This is a genomic window from Pseudarthrobacter sp. BRE9 (genome assembly GCF_031844305.1).
Lineage (GTDB): Bacteria > Actinomycetota > Actinomycetes > Actinomycetales > Micrococcaceae > Arthrobacter.
The window spans coordinates 372,032-391,595 of sequence record NZ_JAUZUY010000001.1 but is presented as its reverse complement, the minus strand read 5'-3'; the positions used below and the strand labels follow the sequence as shown (position 1 = coordinate 391,595).

Below are 19,564 nucleotides of genomic sequence, written 5' to 3'. Positions count from 1 at the left end.
GCTGTCCTGATCAGCCGCGTCCCCTTTGGGTCTTCCGGCCCTTGCGGACCCTTCAACCTGCCGATTCGCCGTCCGGCCTACCGGCGAGTAGCATGTGACGTGCCTAACTAATTATTGTGGCGTGGGACATTGGACTGCGTCGGTCACGTTTTGGCAACGGAGTACCAGTATCTGGACTTCGTGCGGTTAGGCTAACTCGTATTATGTAGGTCTCGTCACAGCGGTGAGCTGCGTCCGGCCTGCGGGGAAGCACAAGATTCCCCTATATCTCTCCCACAACTCATAGGAGGCGGAATGCGTTTTACGCGCACTTCCAAAGCACTGGGCATCGTGGCAATCGCCGCGCTTGCCCTGACCGGGTGCGGTGCCGGCGGCGGCAGCAACGACGGTGCCAGCAACGCCGCCGGTGATCCGAACAAGGTCATTACCGCCTACAGCAACGAGCCACAAAACCCGTTGCTGCCGGCAAACACCAACGAGGTCTACGGCGGCCGCGTCGTAAACCTGCTGTTCGAAGGACTTCGCAGCTACGACGCAAACGGCAAGGCGGTCAATGCGCTGGCCGATTCAATCGAGTCGTCCGACGCGCAGAACTGGACCATCAAGGTCAAGCAGGGCCAGAAGTTCACCAACGGTGAAGCCATCACGGCCAAGACCTTCGTTGACTCCTGGAACTTCGCAGCAAACTCCAAGAACCTGCAGAACAATGGATTCTTCTTTGAGTCCATCGCCGGTTACGAGGATGTCTCTGCCGTTGATTCCGTCAAGGGTGCTGACGGCAAGACCACCACCACACCTGCCCCCAAGGCCGACACCATGTCCGGTCTCCAGGCAACCGATGATTCCACCATCACCGTCAAGCTCGCGCAGCCTGAAGCTGACTGGTCCCTGCGCCTTGGCTACTCCGCGTTCTACCCGCTGCCCTCCGCTGCGCTGAAAGACCCCAAGACCTACGGCGAAAACCCGGTAGGCAACGGTCCCTACAAGTTCGACAAGCAGGGTTCCTGGGTCCACGACCAGTCCATCACGCTGGTGAAGAACGCCGATTACAACGGCACCCGCGCAGCCAAGAACGGCGGCGTCACCTTCAAGTTCTACACGGATCCGGGCCCCGCATACACGGATCTGCAGTCGGACAACCTGGACATCACAGACGTCCTGCCGTCCAACGCCCTGAAGACCTACGTCAATGATTTCCCGGACCGGAACGCCACCAAGCCGGTCGCCACCGATTCCACCCTGAACATCCCGGGCTACAACCCGAACTTCCAGGGTGAAGCCGGCAAGCTGCGCCGCCAGGCACTGTCCTACGCCATCAACCGCGAGGAAATCGCCAAGGTTGTCTTCAACGGCACCCGCACCCCGGCCAAGGCGTTTGCGCCGCCGGTCATCGATGGCTTCAAGGAAGGCATCAAGGGCAGCGAAGTCCTGAAGTTCGACGCCGCCAAGGCCAAGGACCTGTGGGCACAGGCTGAGAAGATCCAGCCGTACGACAACTCCAAGCCGCTCCAGATTGCCTCCAACACCGACGGTGGCAACAAGGAATGGATCGACGCCGTCGCCAACGGCTTCAAGAACAACCTCGGCATCCAGGCTGAAATCCAGCCCTTCGCCAAGTTCGCCGAAGTCCTGAACCTGCGCAAGTCCCAGCAGCTGCCGGGCCTGACCCGCGCCGGCTGGCAGGGTGACTACCCGTCGCTCTACAACTTCCTGGGACCGGTCTGGGCCACGGGCGCTTCCTCCAACTACGAGAAGTACTCGAACCCCGAGTTCGACAAGCTCCTCAAGGAGGGCCTGGCTGCCAAGAGCACCGACGAGGCAAACGCCAAGTTCAACCAGGCGCAGGAGATCCTGTTCCAGGACCTGCCGGGGCTGCCGCTCTGGGACCAGGCACGGCCGATCGTGTGGAGCAACAACATCGCGAAGGCCGAGACCGGCTGGAACGGTGAAATCCTCTACTACGGCATCACGGCCAAGTAGTCCCAGATCTAACTTGCCGAAAGCTCATGGGGGTCCGGTCACGTCCGGGCCCCCATTGGCTTGCAAGCGGCAGGAAGGCATTCATGAACGTGTTCTCCTCCTTACCGGAAGGCAGGTGACCCTGTGATCCGGTTCATCCTGCGCCGACTCCTTCAGGTGATCCCTGTTTTCCTCGGCACCACCCTTTTGGTGTACTACATGGTGTTCGCCCTGCCGGGTGATCCCATCGCCGCGCTCTTCGGCGACCGCCAGCCCCCGCAGGCAGTCATCGACACCCTGCGCAGCCAGTACAACCTGGATCAGCCCTTCTGGGTCCAGTACGGCCTGTTCCTCAAGAACCTCTTCACCTTTAACCTGGGCAACGACTTCACGGGTCAGCCCATCGCGGCAAGCCTCGCCCGTGTGTTCCCCGTGACGGCGATGCTGGCCATCGAGGCGCTGGCCATCCAGGCCGTCTTCGGTGTTGCCTTCGGCGTCTTCGCGGGCCTGCGCCGCGGCGGCTGGTTCGACTCCACCGTTCTGGTGGCCTCGCTGGTGGTTATCGCCGTTCCCACCTTCGTCCTGGGCTTCGTATTCCAGCTCGTCTTTGGCGTGCAGTTGGGCTGGGCCAAACCCACCGTCGGCGCCAACGCCAACTGGGTCACCCTGCTGCTGCCGGCGGTGGTCCTGGGTCTGGTGTCCTTTGCCTATGTACTCCGCCTGACCCGCGCATCGGTCAGCGAGAACATGAACGCCGACTACGTGCGGACGGCAACCGCCAAGGGACTTTCCCGGCCCCGGGTGGTCCTGGCGCACATCCTGCGCAACTCGCTGATCCCGGTGGTGACCTACCTGGGCGCCAACCTTGGCGGCCTGATGGGCGGTGCCATTGTTACCGAGGGCATCTTCAACGTTCCCGGCGTAGGCAACAAGCTCTACCAGGCTGTCCTTCGCAGTGAGGGCCCCACCATCGTCTCCATCGTCAGCGTGCTGGTGCTGGTGTTCGTGGTGGCCAACCTGCTTGTCGATCTCCTGTACGCCTGGCTTGACCCGAGGATCCGCTATGACCAGTAACAACAGCCACTATGTGGCCCCCATCGACGAGACGCCGTTGCAGGCAACGGACGCCGTCAAGACTGACCAGGCTCCGCTCAGCCTGTGGGCCGACGCGTGGCGCAAGCTCCGCCGTCGTCCGCTGTTCATCATCTCGGCACTGTTGATCCTTGCCCTGATCGTGATCGCGCTGTTCCCGGGACTCTTCACGTCAACGCCCCCCAACGAGGGCTGTGAACTCGCCAACTCCGAGGCAGGCCCTACCGCGGGACACCCGTTCGGCTTCACGTTCCAGGGCTGCGACGTCTACTCCAGGGTCATCCACGGCACGCAGGCCTCGCTGTCCGTCGGCCTGCTCTCCGTCCTTTGCGTCCTGGTCATCGGCGTGACCCTCGGCGCCCTCGCCGGGTACTACGGCGGCTGGATCGATGCCGTGCTGGCCCGCCTGGGTGACATCTTCTTCGCACTGCCGCTGGTGCTGGGCGCACTGGTGATCACTCAGCTCCCGCTGTTCCGCGAGAACAAGAGCGTATGGACCGTGGTGTTCGTCATCTCGCTCCTGGCATGGCCGCAAATGGCCCGCATCACCCGGGGCGCGGTGATCGAGGTGCGCAACGCGGACTTCGTCACCGCTGCACGCGCGCTGGGTGTCTCCAAGTTCGGCGCGCTGATCCGCCACGTCCTGCCGAATGCCCTGGCCCCGATCATCGTCCTGGCAACGCTGGAACTTGGCGTGTTCATCGTGGCGGAAGCCACCCTGTCCTTCCTGGGCATTGGCCTGCCGCAGAGCATCATGTCCTGGGGCAACGACATTGCAGGTGCGCAGGCCTCGATCAGGACCCGGCCGGAGATCATGCTCTACCCGGCCGCCGCGCTCTCCCTTACGGTGTTGAGCTTCATCATGCTGGGCGACGCCGTACGTGACGCCCTCGACCCGAAGAGCCGTCAGCGATGAGAGATAAAGAGATGACAACTCCAGACGTCCGCATTGATGAGGCCGGCACCACCGGCGTCAGGCCGCTGCTCGAAATCCGTGACCTGGCTATCACCTTCAAGACCGGCGGCGGTGAAGTCCAGGCAGTCCGGGACGCCCACCTGACGATCATGCCGGGCGAAACGGTCGCGATCGTGGGCGAGTCCGGTTCCGGAAAGTCCACCACTGCCCTGGCAGCCATCGGACTCCTGCCCAACAACGGCAGGGTGTCCGGCGGGCAGATCCTGCTCGACGGCGAGGACATCGCCCACGCCAGCGAGCAGCGCATGATCGAACTTCGCGGCAACACGATCGGCATGGTCCCGCAGGACCCCATGTCCAACCTGAACCCGGTGTGGAAGATCGGCTACCAGGTCAGGGAAACACTGAAGGCGAACGGCCGTCCCAGCGGGCCGGACGACATTGCCAAGGTGCTGTCCCAGGCAGGACTGCCGGACGCCAAACGGCGGGCCAACCAGTACCCGCACGAATTCTCGGGCGGCATGCGCCAGCGTGCGTTGATCGCCATTGGCCTCTCCTGCCAGCCGCGCCTGCTGATCGCGGACGAGCCGACGTCGGCCCTCGACGTCACCGTCCAGCGGCAGATCCTGGACCACCTGGAGACCATGACCAAGGAGCTTGGCACCTCGGTCCTGCTGATCACCCACGACCTGGGTTTGGCAGCCGAGCGGGCCGACAAAGTCGTGGTCATGTACCAGGGCCGCGTGGTTGAGGCGGGACCGTCGCTGGAGCTGCTCCGGAACCCGCAGCACCCCTACACCAAGCGGCTCGTGGAGTCCGCGCCGTCCCTGGCCAGCCGCCGTATCCAGGCGGCCAAGGAGCAGGGAGTAGAGACGGCCGACCTCCTGGCGCCCGCCGCCGAGACGGTGAAGTCCGATACCTTCCTGCAGATCCAGGACCTGCGGAAGGTGTACAAGCTCCGCCAGGGGCTTGGCAAGGCAACGGACTTCGCGGCCGTCGACGGCGTGAGCTTCGACGTCCGGCGTGGAACCACGACGGCGATCGTGGGGGAGTCGGGGTCCGGCAAGTCCACAGTGGCCAAGATGGTCCTCCAGCTGGAGAAGCCGACGGACGGCAGGATCCTGTTCGACGGCGTCGACACCTCTGCCCTGAAGCCCGCCGAACTGTTCAAGTTCCGCAGGCGGGTCCAGCCGATCTTCCAGGACCCTTACGGCTCCCTCGATCCGATGTACAACATCTACCGCACCATCGAGGAACCGCTGCGCGTCCACAAGATAGGGGACCAGGCCAGCCGGGAGAAGAAAGTCCGGACGCTGCTGGACCAGGTGGCGCTGCCCCAGTCCGCCATGCAGCGGTATCCGAACGAACTGTCAGGCGGACAGCGGCAGCGCGTTGCCATTGCCCGGGCGCTGGCGCTTGACCCCGAAGTCATCATCTGTGATGAGGCAGTCTCCGCGCTGGACGTGCTGGTGCAGGCGCAGGTGCTCAACCTGCTCGCCGATCTGCAGGCCAACCTTGGGCTGACCTACCTGTTCATCACGCATGACCTTGCCGTGGTGCGGCAGATCGCGGACCACGTGTGCGTGATGGAGAAGGGCCGCCTGGTGGAGACCGGCTCTACGGACGACGTCTTCGAGTCGCCGAAGCAGGATTACACCAAGGCACTGCTCAACGCCATCCCCGGTGCCAAGCTGATGCTTCCGCCTGAGGTGGCGTAGCGGGAAGTTCCCCCTGAACGGCTGGAGCCGGGACCCTCGGGTCCCGGCTCCAGCTGATTTACCGCTTCAGCCGGATTCGCTGCTGCACCTGGGTCACAGCAGAGACTTCCGGTCCAGCCCCAGCTCCCGCAGCCTGCGCTCAAGGATCCTGCCGAGCGCCACGCGGCCTTCGGCGTTCATGTGGACGGCGTCCGCAAGGTCCTTTGCCAGGCCGTACCTGGTGAGCCAGTCGCCCACGGGAACGAAGGGAAGCCCGTTGGCGGCTGCCACGGCACCCAGCAGGGCGTCCACTTCGCTCCGGCGGCCGCCGCCGTCGTTTGCTCCCCGCGCCAAGGTGCCGATCATGGCAATCCGCGTGCCGGGATAGCGGGTCCGCAGTTCGCCAATCAGCCGCTGGGCGTTTCCTGCGATCTGCGCGTTGCTTGCGCCCCCTGCGGCGTCGTTCCCGCCCCCTTCGATGACGATCAGTGCCGGAGCTCCGGCGGGAAGCAGCCAGTCCCCGCGCTGCAGGGCATCGATGTAGTTACCCGTGGCACCGTTCGCCGCCACGTAGCCCGTGCCGCCGCGGCCGCAAAAGTACACGTTGTAGCCGGCAGCGGCGAGGCCCAGGCGCGGCCAGCCGTCCGTCGGCTCCGACTGTGAATCCCCAATCAACAGGACAGTGCTGCTGATGTCCGGAACCACTGCCTCGAGCCTTCCGTTCCCGGGATTCCGGATCCGGGACGTGGCCGCCGTGGCAGGGTCCGCTCCCGCGCTGGCCGCTTGCCCGGCCGCCACCCGCGCCAGCCCGGCGGGAGAGTCGCCGGAAAGTCCGCAGGCGGCCAGGCCCAGGACGGCCGATACGGCCACGAGGCCGGACACGGCGGCGGTGGCGGCCCGGGCGGCACCACGCGGGGTGCTGGCCTTAGCTGGGGGCATCGTTGTCTCCGGCGCGCTCAAAGGTGGGCTGTGTCACAGCCATCATGCCACGTACGCAGAAGTGGTAGTGAACTTGGTCACACGGCGCAGCGGTTGGCGTCATCGCGGCATCCCCGGAGGCGGCGAATCCCGGCGGAATTTAGGCCAACAAATGGCTCACCGGCTAGAATAGAGGTAGGCGCCCTGTGCCAAGGGCCTTGTCCGTCGTGCGTTCCAGTTGGAAATGTCGCGATACAACAGCTGACTTCACCACTGAATCGAGCAATAACGCATGTCTGAAACCACCACCAACACCGCGGTAGCCACTGCATCGCGCAGTGACCTGCGCAACGTCGCGATCGTGGCCCACGTTGACCACGGCAAGACCACCCTGGTCGACGCCATGCTCAAGCAGACCCACTCCTTTGCCGAGCATAACCACCTCGAAGACCGCGTCATGGACTCCGGTGACCTGGAACGCGAAAAGGGCATCACCATCCTGGCCAAGAACACCACCGTGGCCTACAACGGTCCGTCCTCCAAGGGCGAGACCATCACCATTAACGTCATCGACACCCCCGGCCACGCCGACTTCGGCGGTGAGGTGGAGCGCGGCCTGTCCATGGTCGACGGCGTCGTCCTCCTCGTAGACGCTTCTGAAGGCCCGCTGCCGCAGACCCGCTTCGTGCTGCGTAAGGCCCTTGCCGCGCACCTGCCGGTGATCCTGCTGGTCAACAAGACCGACCGCCCCGACGCGCGGATCGATGAAGTCGTGCACGAGTCCATGGACCTGCTCCTGGGCTTGGCCTCCGACCTCGCCGACGAAGTTCCGGACCTCGACCTGGACAAGATCCTCAACGTCCCCGTCGTTTACGCCGCAGCCAAGGTTGGCCGCGCCTCCCTCGAGCAGCCCGCCAACGGCACCGCCCCGGAGAACGAGGACCTGGAGCCGCTGTTCCAGACCATCGTCGAGCACATCCCGGCCCCGACGTACAACCCGGAGGGTGTCCTGCAGGCGCACGTCACCAACCTGGACGCTTCCCCGTTCCTCGGCCGCCTCGCCTTGCTTCGTATCTACAACGGCACCCTGCGCAAGGGCCAGACCGTGGCTTGGGCACGGGCCAACGGTGAGCTCAAGAACGTCAAGATCACAGAACTGCTTGCCACCAAGGCCCTGGAGCGCGTCCCGGCAGAATCCGCCGGACCGGGCGAGATTGTCGCCGTCGCCGGCATTGAGGAAATCACCATTGGTGAGACCCTGACCGACGCCGAGAACCCGCAGCCGCTGCCGCTGATCACCGTGGACGATCCCGCGATCTCCATGACCATCGGTATCAACACCTCGCCGCTGGCCGGCAAAGTCAAGGGCGCCAAGGTCACCGCCCGCCAGGTCAAGGACCGCCTGGACAAGGAACTGATCGGTAACGTCTCCATCAAGGTGCTCCCCACCGAGCGTCCTGACGCCTGGGAAGTCCAGGGCCGTGGCGAGCTCGCCCTGGCAATCCTCGTGGAGCAGATGCGCCGCGAAGGCTTCGAACTGACCGTCGGCAAGCCGCAGGTTGTCACCAAGACCGTCGACGGCAAGATCCACGAACCGATGGAGCACATGACCATCGACGTGCCCGAGGAATACCTGGGCGCCGTCACGCAGCTCATGGCTGCCCGCAAGGGCCGCATGACCAACATGGCCAACCACGGCACCGGCTGGTGCCGCATGGAATTCATCGTTCCCGCCCGCGGCCTGATCGGCTTCCGCACCCGGTTCCTCACCGACACCCGCGGCGCCGGCATCGCGGCCTCCATCTCCGAAGGCTACGAGCCGTGGGCCGGCCCCATCGAGTACCGCACCAACGGCTCCATGGTTGCTGACCGCGCCGGTGTTGTGACCCCGTTCGCCATGATCAACCTGCAGGAACGCGGCTCCTTCTTCGTGAAGCCCACCTCCGAGGTGTACGAGGGCATGATCGTGGGCGAGAACTCCCGCGCCGACGACATGGACGTCAACATCACGAAGGAAAAGAAGCTCACCAACATGCGTGCCGCTTCCTCCGACACCTTCGAGAACCTGACCCCGCCGCGCGAGCTCACCCTTGAAGAGTCGCTCGAATTCGCCCGCGAGGACGAGTGCGTCGAGGTGACTCCGGAAGCCATTCGCATCCGCAAGGTCATCCTGGACACCAACGAGCGCGCCAAGGCCAACCGCGCCCGCGCCAAGGCATAACAACGCCCTGATTGAACAGAATGCCACCGGCTCCAGGCCGGTGGCATTCTGCGTTAAGTTTCATTCCTGTTGTGAGGGCGGCGCCTGGCGCGCTGTCCGGCGCGGGGGAGCGGGCGGGACCTCCTTGGCGGCCACCACCTGGCCAAGGGGAATGACGACGTCGGCCTGCCGGGTGCGGATGGTGCAGGAACCGGCGTCGCAGGCCAGGAGGTGGCCGAGGGCGTCCGTGAGGCCGCCCTCGATCCGGTAACGCACCACCACGCGGATGCCTGGCGCGGCCGAGGCAAGGAAGCGGGCGGGCGCAGGTAGTGGCTGACTCACCAGTTCATACTAGGGGCGCCGGCTAGGTTCGCGGGAACGGGCTGGGAGATAATAGGCTCAGATGTCAGTAGTCCGGCCATGCTGCCGGATGCAAGAGCCGGCGGGAAGCCGGAACCCAACGTGGAGAGGCCAGGGACGTGACGTACGTAATCGCGCAGCCGTGTGTGGATGTTAAGGACAAGGCATGTATTGAGGAATGCCCGGTCGACTGCATCTATGAGGGCGAGCGTTCGCTGTACATCCATCCGGACGAATGCGTGGACTGCGGCGCCTGCGAACCGGTGTGCCCGGTGGAGGCCATCTACTACGAGGATGACACCCCGGAGGAATGGGCCGACTACTACAAGGCCAACGTTGAGTTCTTCGATGACCTCGGGTCCCCGGGCGGGGCGGCCAAGATCGGCAACACGGGCAAGGACCACCCCATGATCGCCGCCCTGCCGCCGCAGAACCAAGACCACTGACCCGGACCCACACCGTGACCGCAGCAGTGAATTCGTTTGGCCTGGACCTGCCCGACTACCCGTGGGAGGCCATGGCGCCGTACCTGGCCAAGGCTTCGGAGCATCCCGGCGGAGCCGTGAACCTTTCGATCGGGACACCTGTGGATCCCACGCCGCAGCTGGTGCAGGATGCACTCAAAGCTGCCGCGAACGCCCCGGGCTATCCCACCGTGCACGGCACCGCGGCGCTCCGGGAAGCGATCGCGGGCTGGTTCGAACGCCGGCGCGGCGTTCCCGGCCTCGATCCCCGCAACATCATGCCCACAGTGGGGTCCAAGGAACTCGTTGCGTGGCTCCCGCTGCTGCTGGGCCTCAAGCCGGGGGACGTCGTCGTACGCCCCAAGGTGGCTTACCCCACGTACGATATCGGCGCCACCCTCGCTGGCCTCACCTCGGTGGCAACGGACAACCTGGATGAACTCGACGACGCCACCCGTTCTCGGGTCCGGCTGGTCTGGGTCAATTCCCCCGGAAATCCCACGGGCAGCGTCCGGGGCGTCGAGTCCCTGAAAGCGCTCGTGGAGCAGGCCCGTGAACTGGGCGCCGTGGTGGCCTCGGACGAATGCTACGCAGAGCTGGGCTGGGGCGACTGGGATGTCCAGCGTGGCGGCCAGCCTGTTCCGAGCATCCTGGACCCGCGGGTGGCGGGCGGATCCCACCAGGGCCTGCTGGCCGTGTACTCGCTGAGCAAGCAGTCCAACCTTGCCGGCTACCGTGCAGCGTTCGTTGCCGGTGACCCGGACCTGATGCCCAACCTGGTCAACAGCCGCAAGCACGCGGGCATGATCGTTCCCTACCCGGTCCAGGAAGCCATGCGTGTGGCGCTGGGCGACGACGCGCATGTGGAGGCCCAAAAGGACCTGTACCGGGGCCGGCGGGAGCGGCTGGTGCCCGCGCTGCTGGACTTCGGGCTCGAGATCAAGGAATCCGACGCCGGCCTCTACCTGTGGTCGACGGCGGGGGAGGACACATGGGACACGGTGGCCCGCCTGGCTGACCGCGGCATTGTGGTGGGCCCGGGCGTCTTCTACGGAGACGCGGGCAACGGCTATGTCCGCGTCGCCCTTACCGGATCCGACGAGCGGATCGACTCGGCCGTGGCCCGCCTAGCCGGATCCGGCTCCTGAGGCACGTAATAATCGTGTGACTCGCCCCACATCCAGTGCCTTTTACGCTGGATTTGGAGGCCACGGATTAGTGACACCCGCCAAGGAGCGGTACTTTTTAAGTGACTATCAATGGTGGCTTTCTACAAGAAGGCAGCCCGGGTGTTGGAACCTGTCCTCTCAGGCTTCGTGCGCGGCTCACCTGATGTTGGATCAAGCTTTCGACAGAGGCCCAGAAGCCTCATGAAGGGGACTCCATGACTGAGACCAACAATGCTGCGACCCTGCTCCACGCAGGTGGCGAGCTGAAGCTCCCGCGCATCCAGGTTGTTGAAGGGAACGAAGGTTACGACGTCTCCAAGCTGCTCAAGCAGACCGGTGCCGTGACCTTTGACCCCGGCTTCATGAACACCGCAGCAACCACGTCGGCAATCACCTACATCGATGGCGATGCGGGCATCCTGCGCTACCGCGGATACCCCATCGAGCAGCTGGCGCAGCACTCCAGCTTCCTTGAGGTGTCCTACCTGCTGATCTACGGGAACCTGCCCACTCCCACCGAGCTGGACGAGTTTGACCAGAAGATCCGGCGCCACACCCTGCTGCACGAGGAGCTCAAGGGCTTCTTCGGCGGTTTCCCCCGCGACGCGCACCCCATGCCGGTGCTGTCCTCGGCCGTGTCCGCTTTGTCCACGTTCTACCAGGACTCGCTGGACCCGTTCAATGCCGAGCAGGTGGAGGTTTCCACCATCCGCCTCATGGCCAAACTGCCGGTCATCGCTGCCTACGCGCACAAGAAGTCCATCGGGCAGCCCATGCTGTACCCGGACAACTCACACAACCTCGTGGAGAACTTCCTGCGCCTCAGCTTCGGCCTGCCCGCGGAGCAGTACGAGGTGGACCCCGTCGTGGCCAAGGCACTGGACCTGCTCCTCATCCTGCACGCTGACCACGAGCAGAACTGCTCAACGTCCACCGTGCGACTGGTAGGCTCCTCCAACGCCAACCTCTTCGCCTCCGTCTCCGCAGGCATCAACGCCCTCTTCGGTCCGGCCCATGGCGGCGCCAACGAGGCCGTGCTCAAGATGCTCCGCCAGATCCAGGCCGAGGGCCTCAAGCCCGAGGACTACATGGAGAAGGTCAAGAACAAGGAAGACGGCGTCCGCCTCATGGGCTTCGGACACCGTGTGTACAAGAACTACGATCCGCGTGCCAAGATCGTCAAGGCCACGGCGCACGAGATCCTCAGCAAGCTCGGCGGCAACGACGAACTGCTGGACATCGCCATGCGCCTGGAAGAGAAGGCACTGAGCGATGACTACTTCATCCAGCGCAAGCTCTACCCGAACGTTGACTTCTACACCGGCCTGATCTACAAGGCCATGGGCTTCCCGGAGAAGATGTTCACGGTGCTGTTCGCCATCGGCCGCCTCCCCGGCTGGATTGCCCAGTGGCGCGAAATGATCAGCGACCCGAACACCAAGATCGGCCGTCCGCGCCAGCTGTACATCGGCGAGCCGGAGCGGGACTACCCGGTCCGCTAGATCCCCACCGGCCCCCGAACCTCGCAGGCTCGGTTCGGGTCCCTCGCCGGCGTGGCCCCAGTACGACGGCGGCCGCTCACCTCATCGAGGTGAGCGGCCGTTTGTTGTTAATCAGCAGGCTAGGACTCGTAGCCGTTGGGGTTGTTCTTCTGCCAGCGCCAGTGGTCCTCGCACATCTGGTCCACGGTCTTGGTGGTGGACCAGCTCAGGTCCGCGAGTGCCGAGGTGGCGTCGGCCCAGAAGGCGGGAAGGTCCCCAGCGCGGCGGCCGGTGATCTCGTAGGGGATGGCTTTGCCCACGGCTTTTTCAAAGGAGCGCAGGACCTCCAGGACGGAGGAGCCCTTCCCGGAGCCAAGGTTCCAGCGGAAGACGCCCGTGCGCCCGGCAATGTGGTCCAGCGCGGCCACGTGCCCTTCCGCCAGGTCCACCACGTGAATGTAGTCGCGAAGGCAGGTGCCGTCCGGGGTGTCGTAGTCGCCGCCGAAGACCATGAGCTTCTCGCGCCGGCCCACCGCGACCTGGGCGATGAACGGAACCAGGTTGTTGGGGATGCCCTGGGGGTCTTCGCCGATCCGGCCGGAGGGGTGCGCGCCCACCGGGTTGAAGTAGCGCAGCAGTGCGATATGCCAGCGGGAGTCCGCCGCGCCGAGGTCGGAGAGGATGTCCTCGATCTGTTCCTTGGTGCGCCCGTAGGGGTTGTTGGCGCCGATCTCCATCTTTTCCACGTAGGGGATGGGGTTGTGTTCGCCGTAGACGGTGGCTGAGGAGCTGAAGACGATGGAGCGGACGTCGTGCCTGTCCATGACGCGGATCAGGTTCAGGGTGCCGACCAGGTTGTTGTAGTAGTACTTCAACGGCTCCTGTACCGATTCCCCCACGGCCTTGAGCCCCGCGAAGTGAATAACGGCGTCGATGCTGCTGCCGGCGAAGACCTTTTCGACGGCGGCCTCGTCCACCAGGTCAACGTGGTGGAACTCTGCGGCCTTGCCGCTGAGTTCGGCCACCCGCCGCAGCGATTCTTCGCTGGAGTTGACCAGGTTGTCGATGACGACCACGTCGTGGCCGGCTTCCTGCAGGGAGAGAACAGCGTGGGAACCGATGTAGCCGGTGCCCCCTGTAACCAAGATTTTCATGCCTCAACGCTATCCCACGGGGGACAGTCCCCGCCTCCGCGTCCCGGATGGCGGGCGTTCGAGGAGGTGGTGAAAGCACAAGTGTGCTAATAAGAATGGTGCCCAAAATAGTAGACGCTGACGCCCGGCGCCAGGACGTTGTCCAGGCGGTTCTCCGCATCATCGCCGTCGACGGGCTTGAGCGTGCGTCACTGCGCGAAGTGGCGGACGAAGCCGGGCTGGCGGTCGGTTCCGTCCGGCACTACTTCGAAGGCAGCGAGGAACTCCTGGCGTTTTCGTTCGGCACGGTGGTGGACAGGGTGGTCGGCAGGCTCGAAGCCCGGCTTCCGGCCGTACAGGAGGCCGTCCAGGCCAGTCCCGAACAGCGGCAGGCCGTTTTAACCCTCCTGGGTGGCATGCTTCCCCTGGACGAGGAAACCGCTGTGGAGGCCTGCGCGTGGCTGGCCTTCAAGAACGCGGCGCGGATCCGGCCCTTCCTTGCCGTCCAGGCCGACCGCAGCCACCGCGACGTCGCGGCCATCATTGGCGGGGTGGTTGCCTCCCTGCTCCCGGAGGATGAACCGCAGGAGAACCTGGTGGTGGAGGCCGAACGCCTCCTGGCCACGCTGGACGGCCTGTGCATGCACGCCCTGCTGCAACCGGGCTGGATGACTGCGCAGATGTGCCGTGACGTGCTTGAACGGCACCTGGACGGGCTGGCACGGTAAGCGACCGCGTCATCGGCAGCCGGTCCTGCACTACCGCGAAGTGGCTGCGGGAATAGACTGATATCCGGGGACAGCCGACCGTCATGCCGGCCGGCATGGACAGGCCAGGGAAGGACTTCGGATGCAACACGCAAGCGGTTCAGGGTGGCAGATCACCACCGACACGTCCGGGCCGATGATGATCGCGCTTTACGTCCGGGACGCGGCCGGCCTGAACGGAGTGGGCCACCCGATGCTGTCCCATGCGTCGCCCAAAGTGCGCCCCGCAGACCACACCCACCTGACGGCAGACGTTGGTGGGCTCGGTGCGCTGAAGACCGAGTGGGAGGCCTGGTGGGAGCAGCTGCTGAAGGCCTACCCGCACGCTTCCCCTGAACTTTCCCCGCCCAGCTTTGACGCGTTCGGCAACTCTCCGGCGCTCCAGCGGCTCCTGCAGGCGCATTTTGGCTCCGCCCTCACCTGGGCCAGGGAACGCAGGAGCGAATACGCCGAGCTTGAGGCTGAACGCGTCGCCTCCGGGACGGATCAGCTCCTGGAGGACATGGTGGACGACAGGCTGATGGAAGTGGGGCGGGACTCGAGGGACTTCAGGCTGACCATCATCGAATTGCCCTTGGATGAGCAGCGGGCCTGGTATCTGGAGCCGGACAAGATCATCATGAGCCACCAATTGATGGGACAGCCGGAACTGTTCCGCAGCTACGTCCAGCCTGTGCTGGAGATTCTGGTCTAGCCCGCCCCCGGCAGGACGACGACGGCGCTCAGCTGCCGCCGTCGTCCAGCCGGACGGTGATGCGTACCTTCCCGTCCGGCACCCCTGACACCTGCCATCCCTCCCCGTTGGGACGGTTCCAGGTGCGGCCTGCCACGCCCACCTGGGTTATGGCCAGATCCTTGGCGTTGGCCACAGCCCATTGCGCCATGGACCACGCCAACGGCCCGTCGGCGTCCACGACCAAAGTGGTCCCGTCCACCTGCGAATCCACACCCCCGTAGGCCTGCTCCAGTTCGGTGGCAACCGATGCGGAATCGCCGCCGGCCGTCGGTGAGCGCAGCGTGCACTGGACTCCCGCCGGCGTCTGCCCGGTAAGCGCGGAGGCAAAGGCCCGTCCCATGTCCTCGTGCTGGGCATAGGCCTTGGGGTATGCGGACTTCTGGACCTGCTGTGCTGCCTCGGTGATGTCCAGCGTCTCGTATCCGGGGATTTTAACCAGTGCGTCATAGAAGGCGTTGACCGCATAGTAAGGGTCCATGATTTCGGCCTCCGTGCCCCAGCCCTGGGAGGGACGCTGCTGGAAGAGCCCCCGCGAGTCCGGTCCGGCCTGGTCGCCGTGCCCGATGTTGCGCAGTTTCGACTCCTGCATGGCCGTGGCCAGGGCAATGGTCGCGGCCCGCGGCGGCAGTCCCCGCCGGACAGCGGCCGCCGTGATCAGCGCGGCGTTGGCTGCCTGGTCCGGGGCAAGCTCACCGGTCCGGTTGCCGGCCGCGGCGGTGCAGCGTTCCGAAACGAGGGTTTCGGAACGCTGCACAAAGAACACGGCGGTGTAAATGGCTCCCGCTGCCAGCGCAAGGGTGAGCAGCAGCACCGCCAGGCGGCGGAGGCCGCGTCTGCGTGCCACGAAGGGATCAGTTGGCGTGCAGGGCGTCGTTCAGTTCAACGGTCTGGCCCTTGCGCGGCAGGGCCTCCACCGCGCCGGAGGTGGAGTTGCGGCGGAACAGCAGGTTGGGGACGCCGGAGAGCTCGGCGGCCTTGACGATCCTGGTGGTGTCTTCGCCCACCTCGTCCTTGGGCCCAGGGACGCGGACGCGCGTGCCTGCCGTGACGTAAAGCCCGGCCTCCACCACGGAATCGTCACCGATGCTGATGCCCACGCCGGAGTTGGCGCCGAGCAGGACGCGCTCACCGATGGTGATCTTTTCCTTGCCGCCGCCTGACAGGGTGCCCATGATGGAGGCGCCGCCGCCCACGTCGCTGCCGTCGCCGGTGACGACGCCGGCGGAAATGCGGCCCTCCACCATTGAGGTGCCCAGGGTGCCGGCGTTGAAGTTCACGAAGCCCTCGTGCATGACGGTGGTGCCGGCGGCGAGGTGGGCACCCAGGCGGACGCGGTCGGCGTCGGCAATCCTGACGCCGGTGGGCACTACGTAGTCCACCATGCGCGGGAACTTGTCGATGCCGTAGACGGTGACAGCACCGCGGCGGCGCAGCCTGGCGCGCGTCAGTTCGAAGCCCTCGACGGCGGCCGGGCCGAAGTTGGTCCACACCACGTTGGGCAGCTTGCCGAAGATCCCGTCCAGGTTGATGGTGTTGGGCTGGACCAGGCGGTGCGAGAGGAGGTGCAGGCGGAGGTAGGCGTCGGCGGTGTCGGCAGGGGCTTGATCGAGGTTGATCTGGACAAAGACCACCTTCTGCTCAGTGCCGCGGTCCTCGTCCGCGCCGTTCTCGGCGATCTGCGCCAGGGTGGCGTCCGCGTTTTCCACCGAGCGGAGGTTTTCCGCCGCGACACCGAGCGCCGGCGCCGGGAACCAGACGTCCAGCACGGTGGCGTCGCCTGTGGCAATGGTGGCCACGCCAAAGCCATAGGCGGAGCGGTCATCAGCATGGGAGGTCAAGGTTTCGGGCACGGCAGAGGAAGCGGTCTCAGTCATGTGCCCCAGTCTATCGATGGCCGGGCATCGGGTTCGAACTAGACTTGCTTCGTGACTGCTGAAACCGCCCCTGACTCTTCTGTGTCCACCCTCGACCTCCGGCAGGACGTGGCACTGCTGACCGCGGCGCTGATGGACATCAACAGCGTGTCCGGCAATGAGAAGCAGCTCGCCGACGCCGTGGAAGCCGCTTTGCTGGAGATCCCCCAGCTGACAGTGGTGCGCGACGGCGACGCCATCATCGCCCGGACCGAACTCGGCCTGGATGAGCGCGTGATCCTCGCCGGCCATCTGGACACAGTGCCCCTTCCGCTCACCGAGGGTTCCCGGGGAACGGTTCCCTCGAGCTGGGAATCAGGCGTTCCGGGGGAAGGCGTCTTGTATGGCCGCGGCGCCACGGACATGAAGGGCGGGGTGGCTGTCCAGCTGGCGCTGGCGGCAGGATTGTTCGACGGCGGCAAGCAGCCCAGGCGGGACGTCACCTTTGTCTTCTACGACCATGAAGAAGTGGAAGCCGTCAAGAGCGGCCTGGGACGCCTGGTCCGCAACCACGGAGACCTGCTGCATGGGGACTTCGCCATCCTGCTTGAGCCGACGGACGGCACGGTTGAGGGTGGCTGCAACGGCACCAGCCGGTTCGAGGCAAGCACGGTGGGGGAGGCGGCACACTCGGCCCGCGCCTGGATGGGCAGCAACGCCATCCATGCCGCGGCGCCGATCCTGGCCCGCCTGGCGGCCTACGAACCCCGGACCATCAACGTTGACGGACTCGATTACCGGGAAAGCCTCAACGCGGTGAAAATCAACGGCGGCACGGCCGGGAACGTCATCCCGGACCGCTGTGTTGTGGAGATCAACTACAGGTTCGCGCCGGACAAGACGCCGGACCAGGCTGAAGCCCACGTCCGGGACCTGCTGGCGGGCTTCGACGTGGTCCGCACCGATGCTGCCGCCGGCGCCAGGCCCGGACTGCAGCACCCGGCTGCCGCCTCCTTCGTTGCCGCCGTGGGAGCCGAGCCGAAGCCCAAATACGGTTGGACCGACGTCGCCCGTTTCAGTGAGCTGGGCATCCCGGCAGTGAACTTCGGCCCCGGGGACGCGCTGCTGGCGCACAAAGACAACGAGCACGTCCACGCCGACGCCATCCGGAAGTGCCTTGCCGCCCTGCAAAACTGGCTCGCTGCCTGACAGTGCACGAAAAGGAAAGGTCCGGCAACTCCCACGGGAGTTGCCGGACCTTTCCTTTTGTGAGCTTTCGGAAGCTACGGGGCCGCGGCTTCCAGGGCGTCGAGTTCGGCTTTCGCCACACCGCCGGCGGCCTTCTTGGAGCCCCGGCGCTCGATCCACACGGCAATCCGTGAGACCGAGATGTTGATGGCGATGTAGATGGCCGCCGCCACGAAGAAGATCGGGAACAGGTACTGCGTGCCCAGGAAGTCCGCCATGACCTGGACGGCGCGCAGCAGCTCGCCGTACGCCACGATGTAGCCAAGCGACGTGTCCTTCAGCAGCACCACCATTTGCGCCACGAGCGAGGGCATCATGCGCCGGATCGCCTGCGGCAGCTCGATCAGCATGCGGGACTTGTAGCTGGTCAGGCCGATGGCCAGGCCGGCCTCCCGCTGTCCCTTGGGCAGGGACTGGATGCCGGCGCGGATGATCTCGGCAAAGACCGCGGCGTTGTAGAGCACCAGGCCGGTTACGACGGCGATGAACGCGGAGGTCCCGAAGCCCAGCAGGATGAAGAGCATCATCAGGACCACGGGCATGCCGCGCAGGAATTCCAGGATGATCCGCATGGGCACGCGGATGATTGCGGCGTCCGAAATGCGCAGCAGGCAGAGCATCAGGCCCAGGGGGAACGCGATGACCGCCGCGAGTGCCGCCGCGGAAAGCGTGGATCCGAGCCCGTTGCCGAGCAGGCGCCAGACGTCGGCGCGGGTGAAGATCTGCCAGCGGCGGCCCTCGAAGATGCCCTGTTGGGCAAGAATCGCGACCACCCAGGCCAGGAGGCCGAGAATCAGCAGGCCCCCAATGATGGAGGCAATGAGGGAGACCCGGCGTGCTTTGGGGCCTGGGACATCGTAGAGAACGGAGCTCATCGGGCAATCGCCACCTTTCGTTCCACCGTGTTGGCGAGGATCCCCAGCGGAACGGTGAGGAGCAGATAGAAGAACGCCGTGCCCAGCAGGACGGTGATCACGGCGTCGCCGTTGGCGTTGGCCAGCTGCCGGCCGTAGCCGAAAAGCTCCAGGACGAAGAAGGCGCCGGCCACGGAGGAGTTCTTGACGAGCGCGATCAGGATGTTGATCAGCGGCGGGATCACCGTCCGCAGTGCCTGGGGGAGGATGATGAGCGAGAGCACCTGGCCGAACTTCATGCCGATGCTGCGTGCTGCCTCGGCCTGGCCGACAGGCACGCTGTTGACACCCGAGCGGACAGCTTCGGCGATGAACGCGGCGGTGTAGGTGCTGAGGGCGATGATCGCGGCGATCTCGAACTGCTCGAACTTGACCCCGATGCGGGGGAGTACGACTGCTGCGAAGAAGAAGGCGATGGTCAGCGGGGTGTTGCGGAGGACTTCCACGTAGACGGTGCTGAAACCGCGGAGCGCCGCGACCGGGGAGACGCGTGCCGCGGCAAGCAGGGTGCCAAGGATCAACGCGAAGATACCGGAGACGACGGACAGGAAAAGAGTGCGGAGAAAACCCTCCCAGTACAGGGGCAGGTTTTCAAAGATGACGTCCATAAGATCCTTCGGCTGTAAGCGTGGACGGATTGAAGGCTGTGCTGCCGGG

At 65.2% G+C, this 19,564-nt stretch carries 18 protein-coding genes; 11 read left to right on the top strand and 7 right to left on the bottom strand.

The features are described 5' to 3' along the window. Window positions 1-294: 294 nt before the first annotated feature. The 4 genes from Q9R31_RS01745 (at window position 295) to Q9R31_RS01730 (ending at window position 5,685) form a co-directional block, all read left to right on the top strand. A complete protein-coding gene (locus tag Q9R31_RS01745) occupies window positions 295-1,980 on the top strand; it encodes an ABC transporter substrate-binding protein (protein ID WP_311261043.1) in 1,686 nt (561 codons plus the stop codon). Between the two features lie 123 nt (window positions 1,981-2,103). Continuing rightward, window positions 2,104-3,033, top strand: a complete 930-nt coding sequence (locus Q9R31_RS01740; RefSeq protein ID WP_311261042.1) for an ABC transporter permease — start codon at window positions 2,104-2,106, stop codon at window positions 3,031-3,033. Beyond that, window positions 3,023-3,967, top strand: a complete 945-nt coding sequence (locus Q9R31_RS01735) for an ABC transporter permease (protein ID WP_311261041.1) — start codon at window positions 3,023-3,025, stop codon at window positions 3,965-3,967. Before Q9R31_RS01740 ends, Q9R31_RS01735 begins: the two co-directional genes overlap by 11 nt. An 11-nt stretch (window positions 3,968-3,978) precedes the next feature. Beyond that, a complete protein-coding gene (locus Q9R31_RS01730; protein WP_311261040.1) occupies window positions 3,979-5,685 on the top strand; it encodes an ABC transporter ATP-binding protein in 1,707 nt (568 codons plus the stop codon). 93 nt (window positions 5,686-5,778) lie between these two features. Here the strand turns inward: Q9R31_RS01730 and Q9R31_RS01725 are convergent, their stop codons facing one another. Further along, on the bottom strand, window positions 5,779-6,603 hold the full coding sequence (locus tag Q9R31_RS01725) for an SGNH/GDSL hydrolase family protein (protein ID WP_311261039.1): 825 nt from the start codon (window positions 6,601-6,603) through the stop codon (window positions 5,779-5,781). 271 nt (window positions 6,604-6,874) lie between these two features. On the opposite strand from Q9R31_RS01725, the gene typA reads away from it, so the two are divergent. Then, complete coding sequence (typA, locus tag Q9R31_RS01720; protein ID WP_311261038.1) at window positions 6,875-8,803, top strand: translational GTPase TypA; 1,929 nt, start codon at window positions 6,875-6,877, stop codon at window positions 8,801-8,803. Window positions 8,804-8,863: 60 nt separating this feature from the next. Here typA and Q9R31_RS01715 read toward each other — a convergent pair whose 3' ends face one another. Then, window positions 8,864-9,124 carry a hypothetical protein gene (locus Q9R31_RS01715; RefSeq protein WP_311261037.1) on the bottom strand — a complete coding sequence of 87 codons (261 nt, stop codon included), beginning with the start codon at window positions 9,122-9,124 and terminating at the stop codon, window positions 8,864-8,866. A gap of 137 nt (window positions 9,125-9,261) precedes the next feature. On the opposite strand from Q9R31_RS01715, the gene fdxA reads away from it, so the two are divergent. The 3 genes from fdxA to Q9R31_RS01700 all read left to right on the top strand — a co-directional run bounded on the left by fdxA (window position 9,262) and on the right by Q9R31_RS01700 (window position 12,277). Further along, complete coding sequence (gene fdxA / locus Q9R31_RS01710; RefSeq protein ID WP_013601705.1) at window positions 9,262-9,588, top strand: ferredoxin; 327 nt, start codon at window positions 9,262-9,264, stop codon at window positions 9,586-9,588. A 14-nt stretch (window positions 9,589-9,602) separates the two neighbouring features. Beyond that, entirely contained in the window at window positions 9,603-10,754 is a 1,152-nt protein-coding gene (gene dapC / locus Q9R31_RS01705; RefSeq protein WP_311261036.1) for a succinyldiaminopimelate transaminase, read from the top strand. Window positions 10,755-10,990: 236 nt separating this feature from the next. Beyond that, entirely contained in the window at window positions 10,991-12,277 is a 1,287-nt protein-coding gene (locus tag Q9R31_RS01700) for a citrate synthase (protein WP_311261035.1), read from the top strand. A 119-nt stretch (window positions 12,278-12,396) separates the two neighbouring features. Here Q9R31_RS01700 and galE read toward each other — a convergent pair whose 3' ends face one another. Beyond that, on the bottom strand, window positions 12,397-13,410 hold the full coding sequence (galE, locus tag Q9R31_RS01695; RefSeq protein ID WP_311261034.1) for a UDP-glucose 4-epimerase GalE: 1,014 nt from the start codon (window positions 13,408-13,410) through the stop codon (window positions 12,397-12,399). A gap of 98 nt (window positions 13,411-13,508) precedes the next feature. On the opposite strand from galE, the gene Q9R31_RS01690 reads away from it, so the two are divergent. Continuing rightward, window positions 13,509-14,117 (top strand): TetR family transcriptional regulator C-terminal domain-containing protein, encoded by a 609-nt coding sequence (locus tag Q9R31_RS01690; protein ID WP_311261033.1) that lies wholly within the window; start codon window positions 13,509-13,511, stop codon window positions 14,115-14,117. Between the two features lie 121 nt (window positions 14,118-14,238). After that, window positions 14,239-14,850: a hypothetical protein gene (locus Q9R31_RS01685; RefSeq protein ID WP_311261032.1), complete on the top strand. Its 612-nt coding sequence runs from the start codon at window positions 14,239-14,241 to the stop codon at window positions 14,848-14,850. Window positions 14,851-14,878: 28 nt separating this feature from the next. Here Q9R31_RS01685 and Q9R31_RS01680 read toward each other — a convergent pair whose 3' ends face one another. Continuing rightward, window positions 14,879-15,736 carry a hypothetical protein gene (locus Q9R31_RS01680; protein WP_311261031.1) on the bottom strand — a complete coding sequence of 286 codons (858 nt, stop codon included), beginning with the start codon at window positions 15,734-15,736 and terminating at the stop codon, window positions 14,879-14,881. A 7-nt stretch (window positions 15,737-15,743) separates the two neighbouring features. Beyond that, window positions 15,744-16,766, bottom strand: a complete 1,023-nt coding sequence (gene dapD / locus Q9R31_RS01675) for a 2,3,4,5-tetrahydropyridine-2,6-dicarboxylate N-succinyltransferase (protein WP_311261030.1) — start codon at window positions 16,764-16,766, stop codon at window positions 15,744-15,746. A 51-nt stretch (window positions 16,767-16,817) separates the two neighbouring features. Between dapD and dapE the strand changes: the two genes are divergently transcribed. Then, window positions 16,818-17,954: a succinyl-diaminopimelate desuccinylase gene (dapE, locus tag Q9R31_RS01670; protein WP_311261029.1), complete on the top strand. Its 1,137-nt coding sequence runs from the start codon at window positions 16,818-16,820 to the stop codon at window positions 17,952-17,954. 74 nt (window positions 17,955-18,028) lie between these two features. Here the strand turns inward: dapE and Q9R31_RS01665 are convergent, their stop codons facing one another. Further along, entirely contained in the window at window positions 18,029-18,868 is an 840-nt protein-coding gene (locus tag Q9R31_RS01665) for an amino acid ABC transporter permease (protein ID WP_311261028.1), read from the bottom strand. Further along, the gene (locus Q9R31_RS01660; RefSeq protein WP_018768597.1) at window positions 18,865-19,515 is read right to left on the bottom strand and encodes an amino acid ABC transporter permease; all 651 of its coding nucleotides are present in this window, start codon (window positions 19,513-19,515) and stop codon (window positions 18,865-18,867) included. The genes Q9R31_RS01665 and Q9R31_RS01660 overlap by 4 nt, the downstream gene beginning before the upstream one ends. Window positions 19,516-19,564: the final 49 nt, after the last annotated feature.

Bases quoted from the DNA above. Each gene is read 5' to 3' on its own strand.
- Q9R31_RS01745 (WP_311261043.1), top strand. From the start codon at position 295: ATGCGTTTTACGCGCACTTCCAAAGCACTGGGCATCGTGGCAATCGCC.
- Q9R31_RS01735 (WP_311261041.1), top strand. From the start codon at position 3,023: ATGACCAGTAACAACAGCCACTATGTGGCCCCCATCGACGAGACGCCG.
- Q9R31_RS01730 (WP_311261040.1), top strand. From the start codon at position 3,979: ATGACAACTCCAGACGTCCGCATTGATGAGGCCGGCACCACCGGCGTC.
- Q9R31_RS01725 (WP_311261039.1), bottom strand. From the start codon at position 6,603: ATGCCCCCAGCTAAGGCCAGCACCCCGCGTGGTGCCGCCCGGGCCGCC.
- typA (WP_311261038.1), top strand. From the start codon at position 6,875: ATGTCTGAAACCACCACCAACACCGCGGTAGCCACTGCATCGCGCAGT.
- Q9R31_RS01700 (WP_311261035.1), top strand. From the start codon at position 10,991: ATGACTGAGACCAACAATGCTGCGACCCTGCTCCACGCAGGTGGCGAG.
- galE (WP_311261034.1), bottom strand. From the start codon at position 13,410: ATGAAAATCTTGGTTACAGGGGGCACCGGCTACATCGGTTCCCACGCT.
- Q9R31_RS01685 (WP_311261032.1), top strand. From the start codon at position 14,239: ATGCAACACGCAAGCGGTTCAGGGTGGCAGATCACCACCGACACGTCC.
- dapD (WP_311261030.1), bottom strand. From the start codon at position 16,766: ATGACTGAGACCGCTTCCTCTGCCGTGCCCGAAACCTTGACCTCCCAT.
- Q9R31_RS01665 (WP_311261028.1), bottom strand. From the start codon at position 18,868: ATGAGCTCCGTTCTCTACGATGTCCCAGGCCCCAAAGCACGCCGGGTC.
- Q9R31_RS01660 (WP_018768597.1), bottom strand. From the start codon at position 19,515: ATGGACGTCATCTTTGAAAACCTGCCCCTGTACTGGGAGGGTTTTCTC.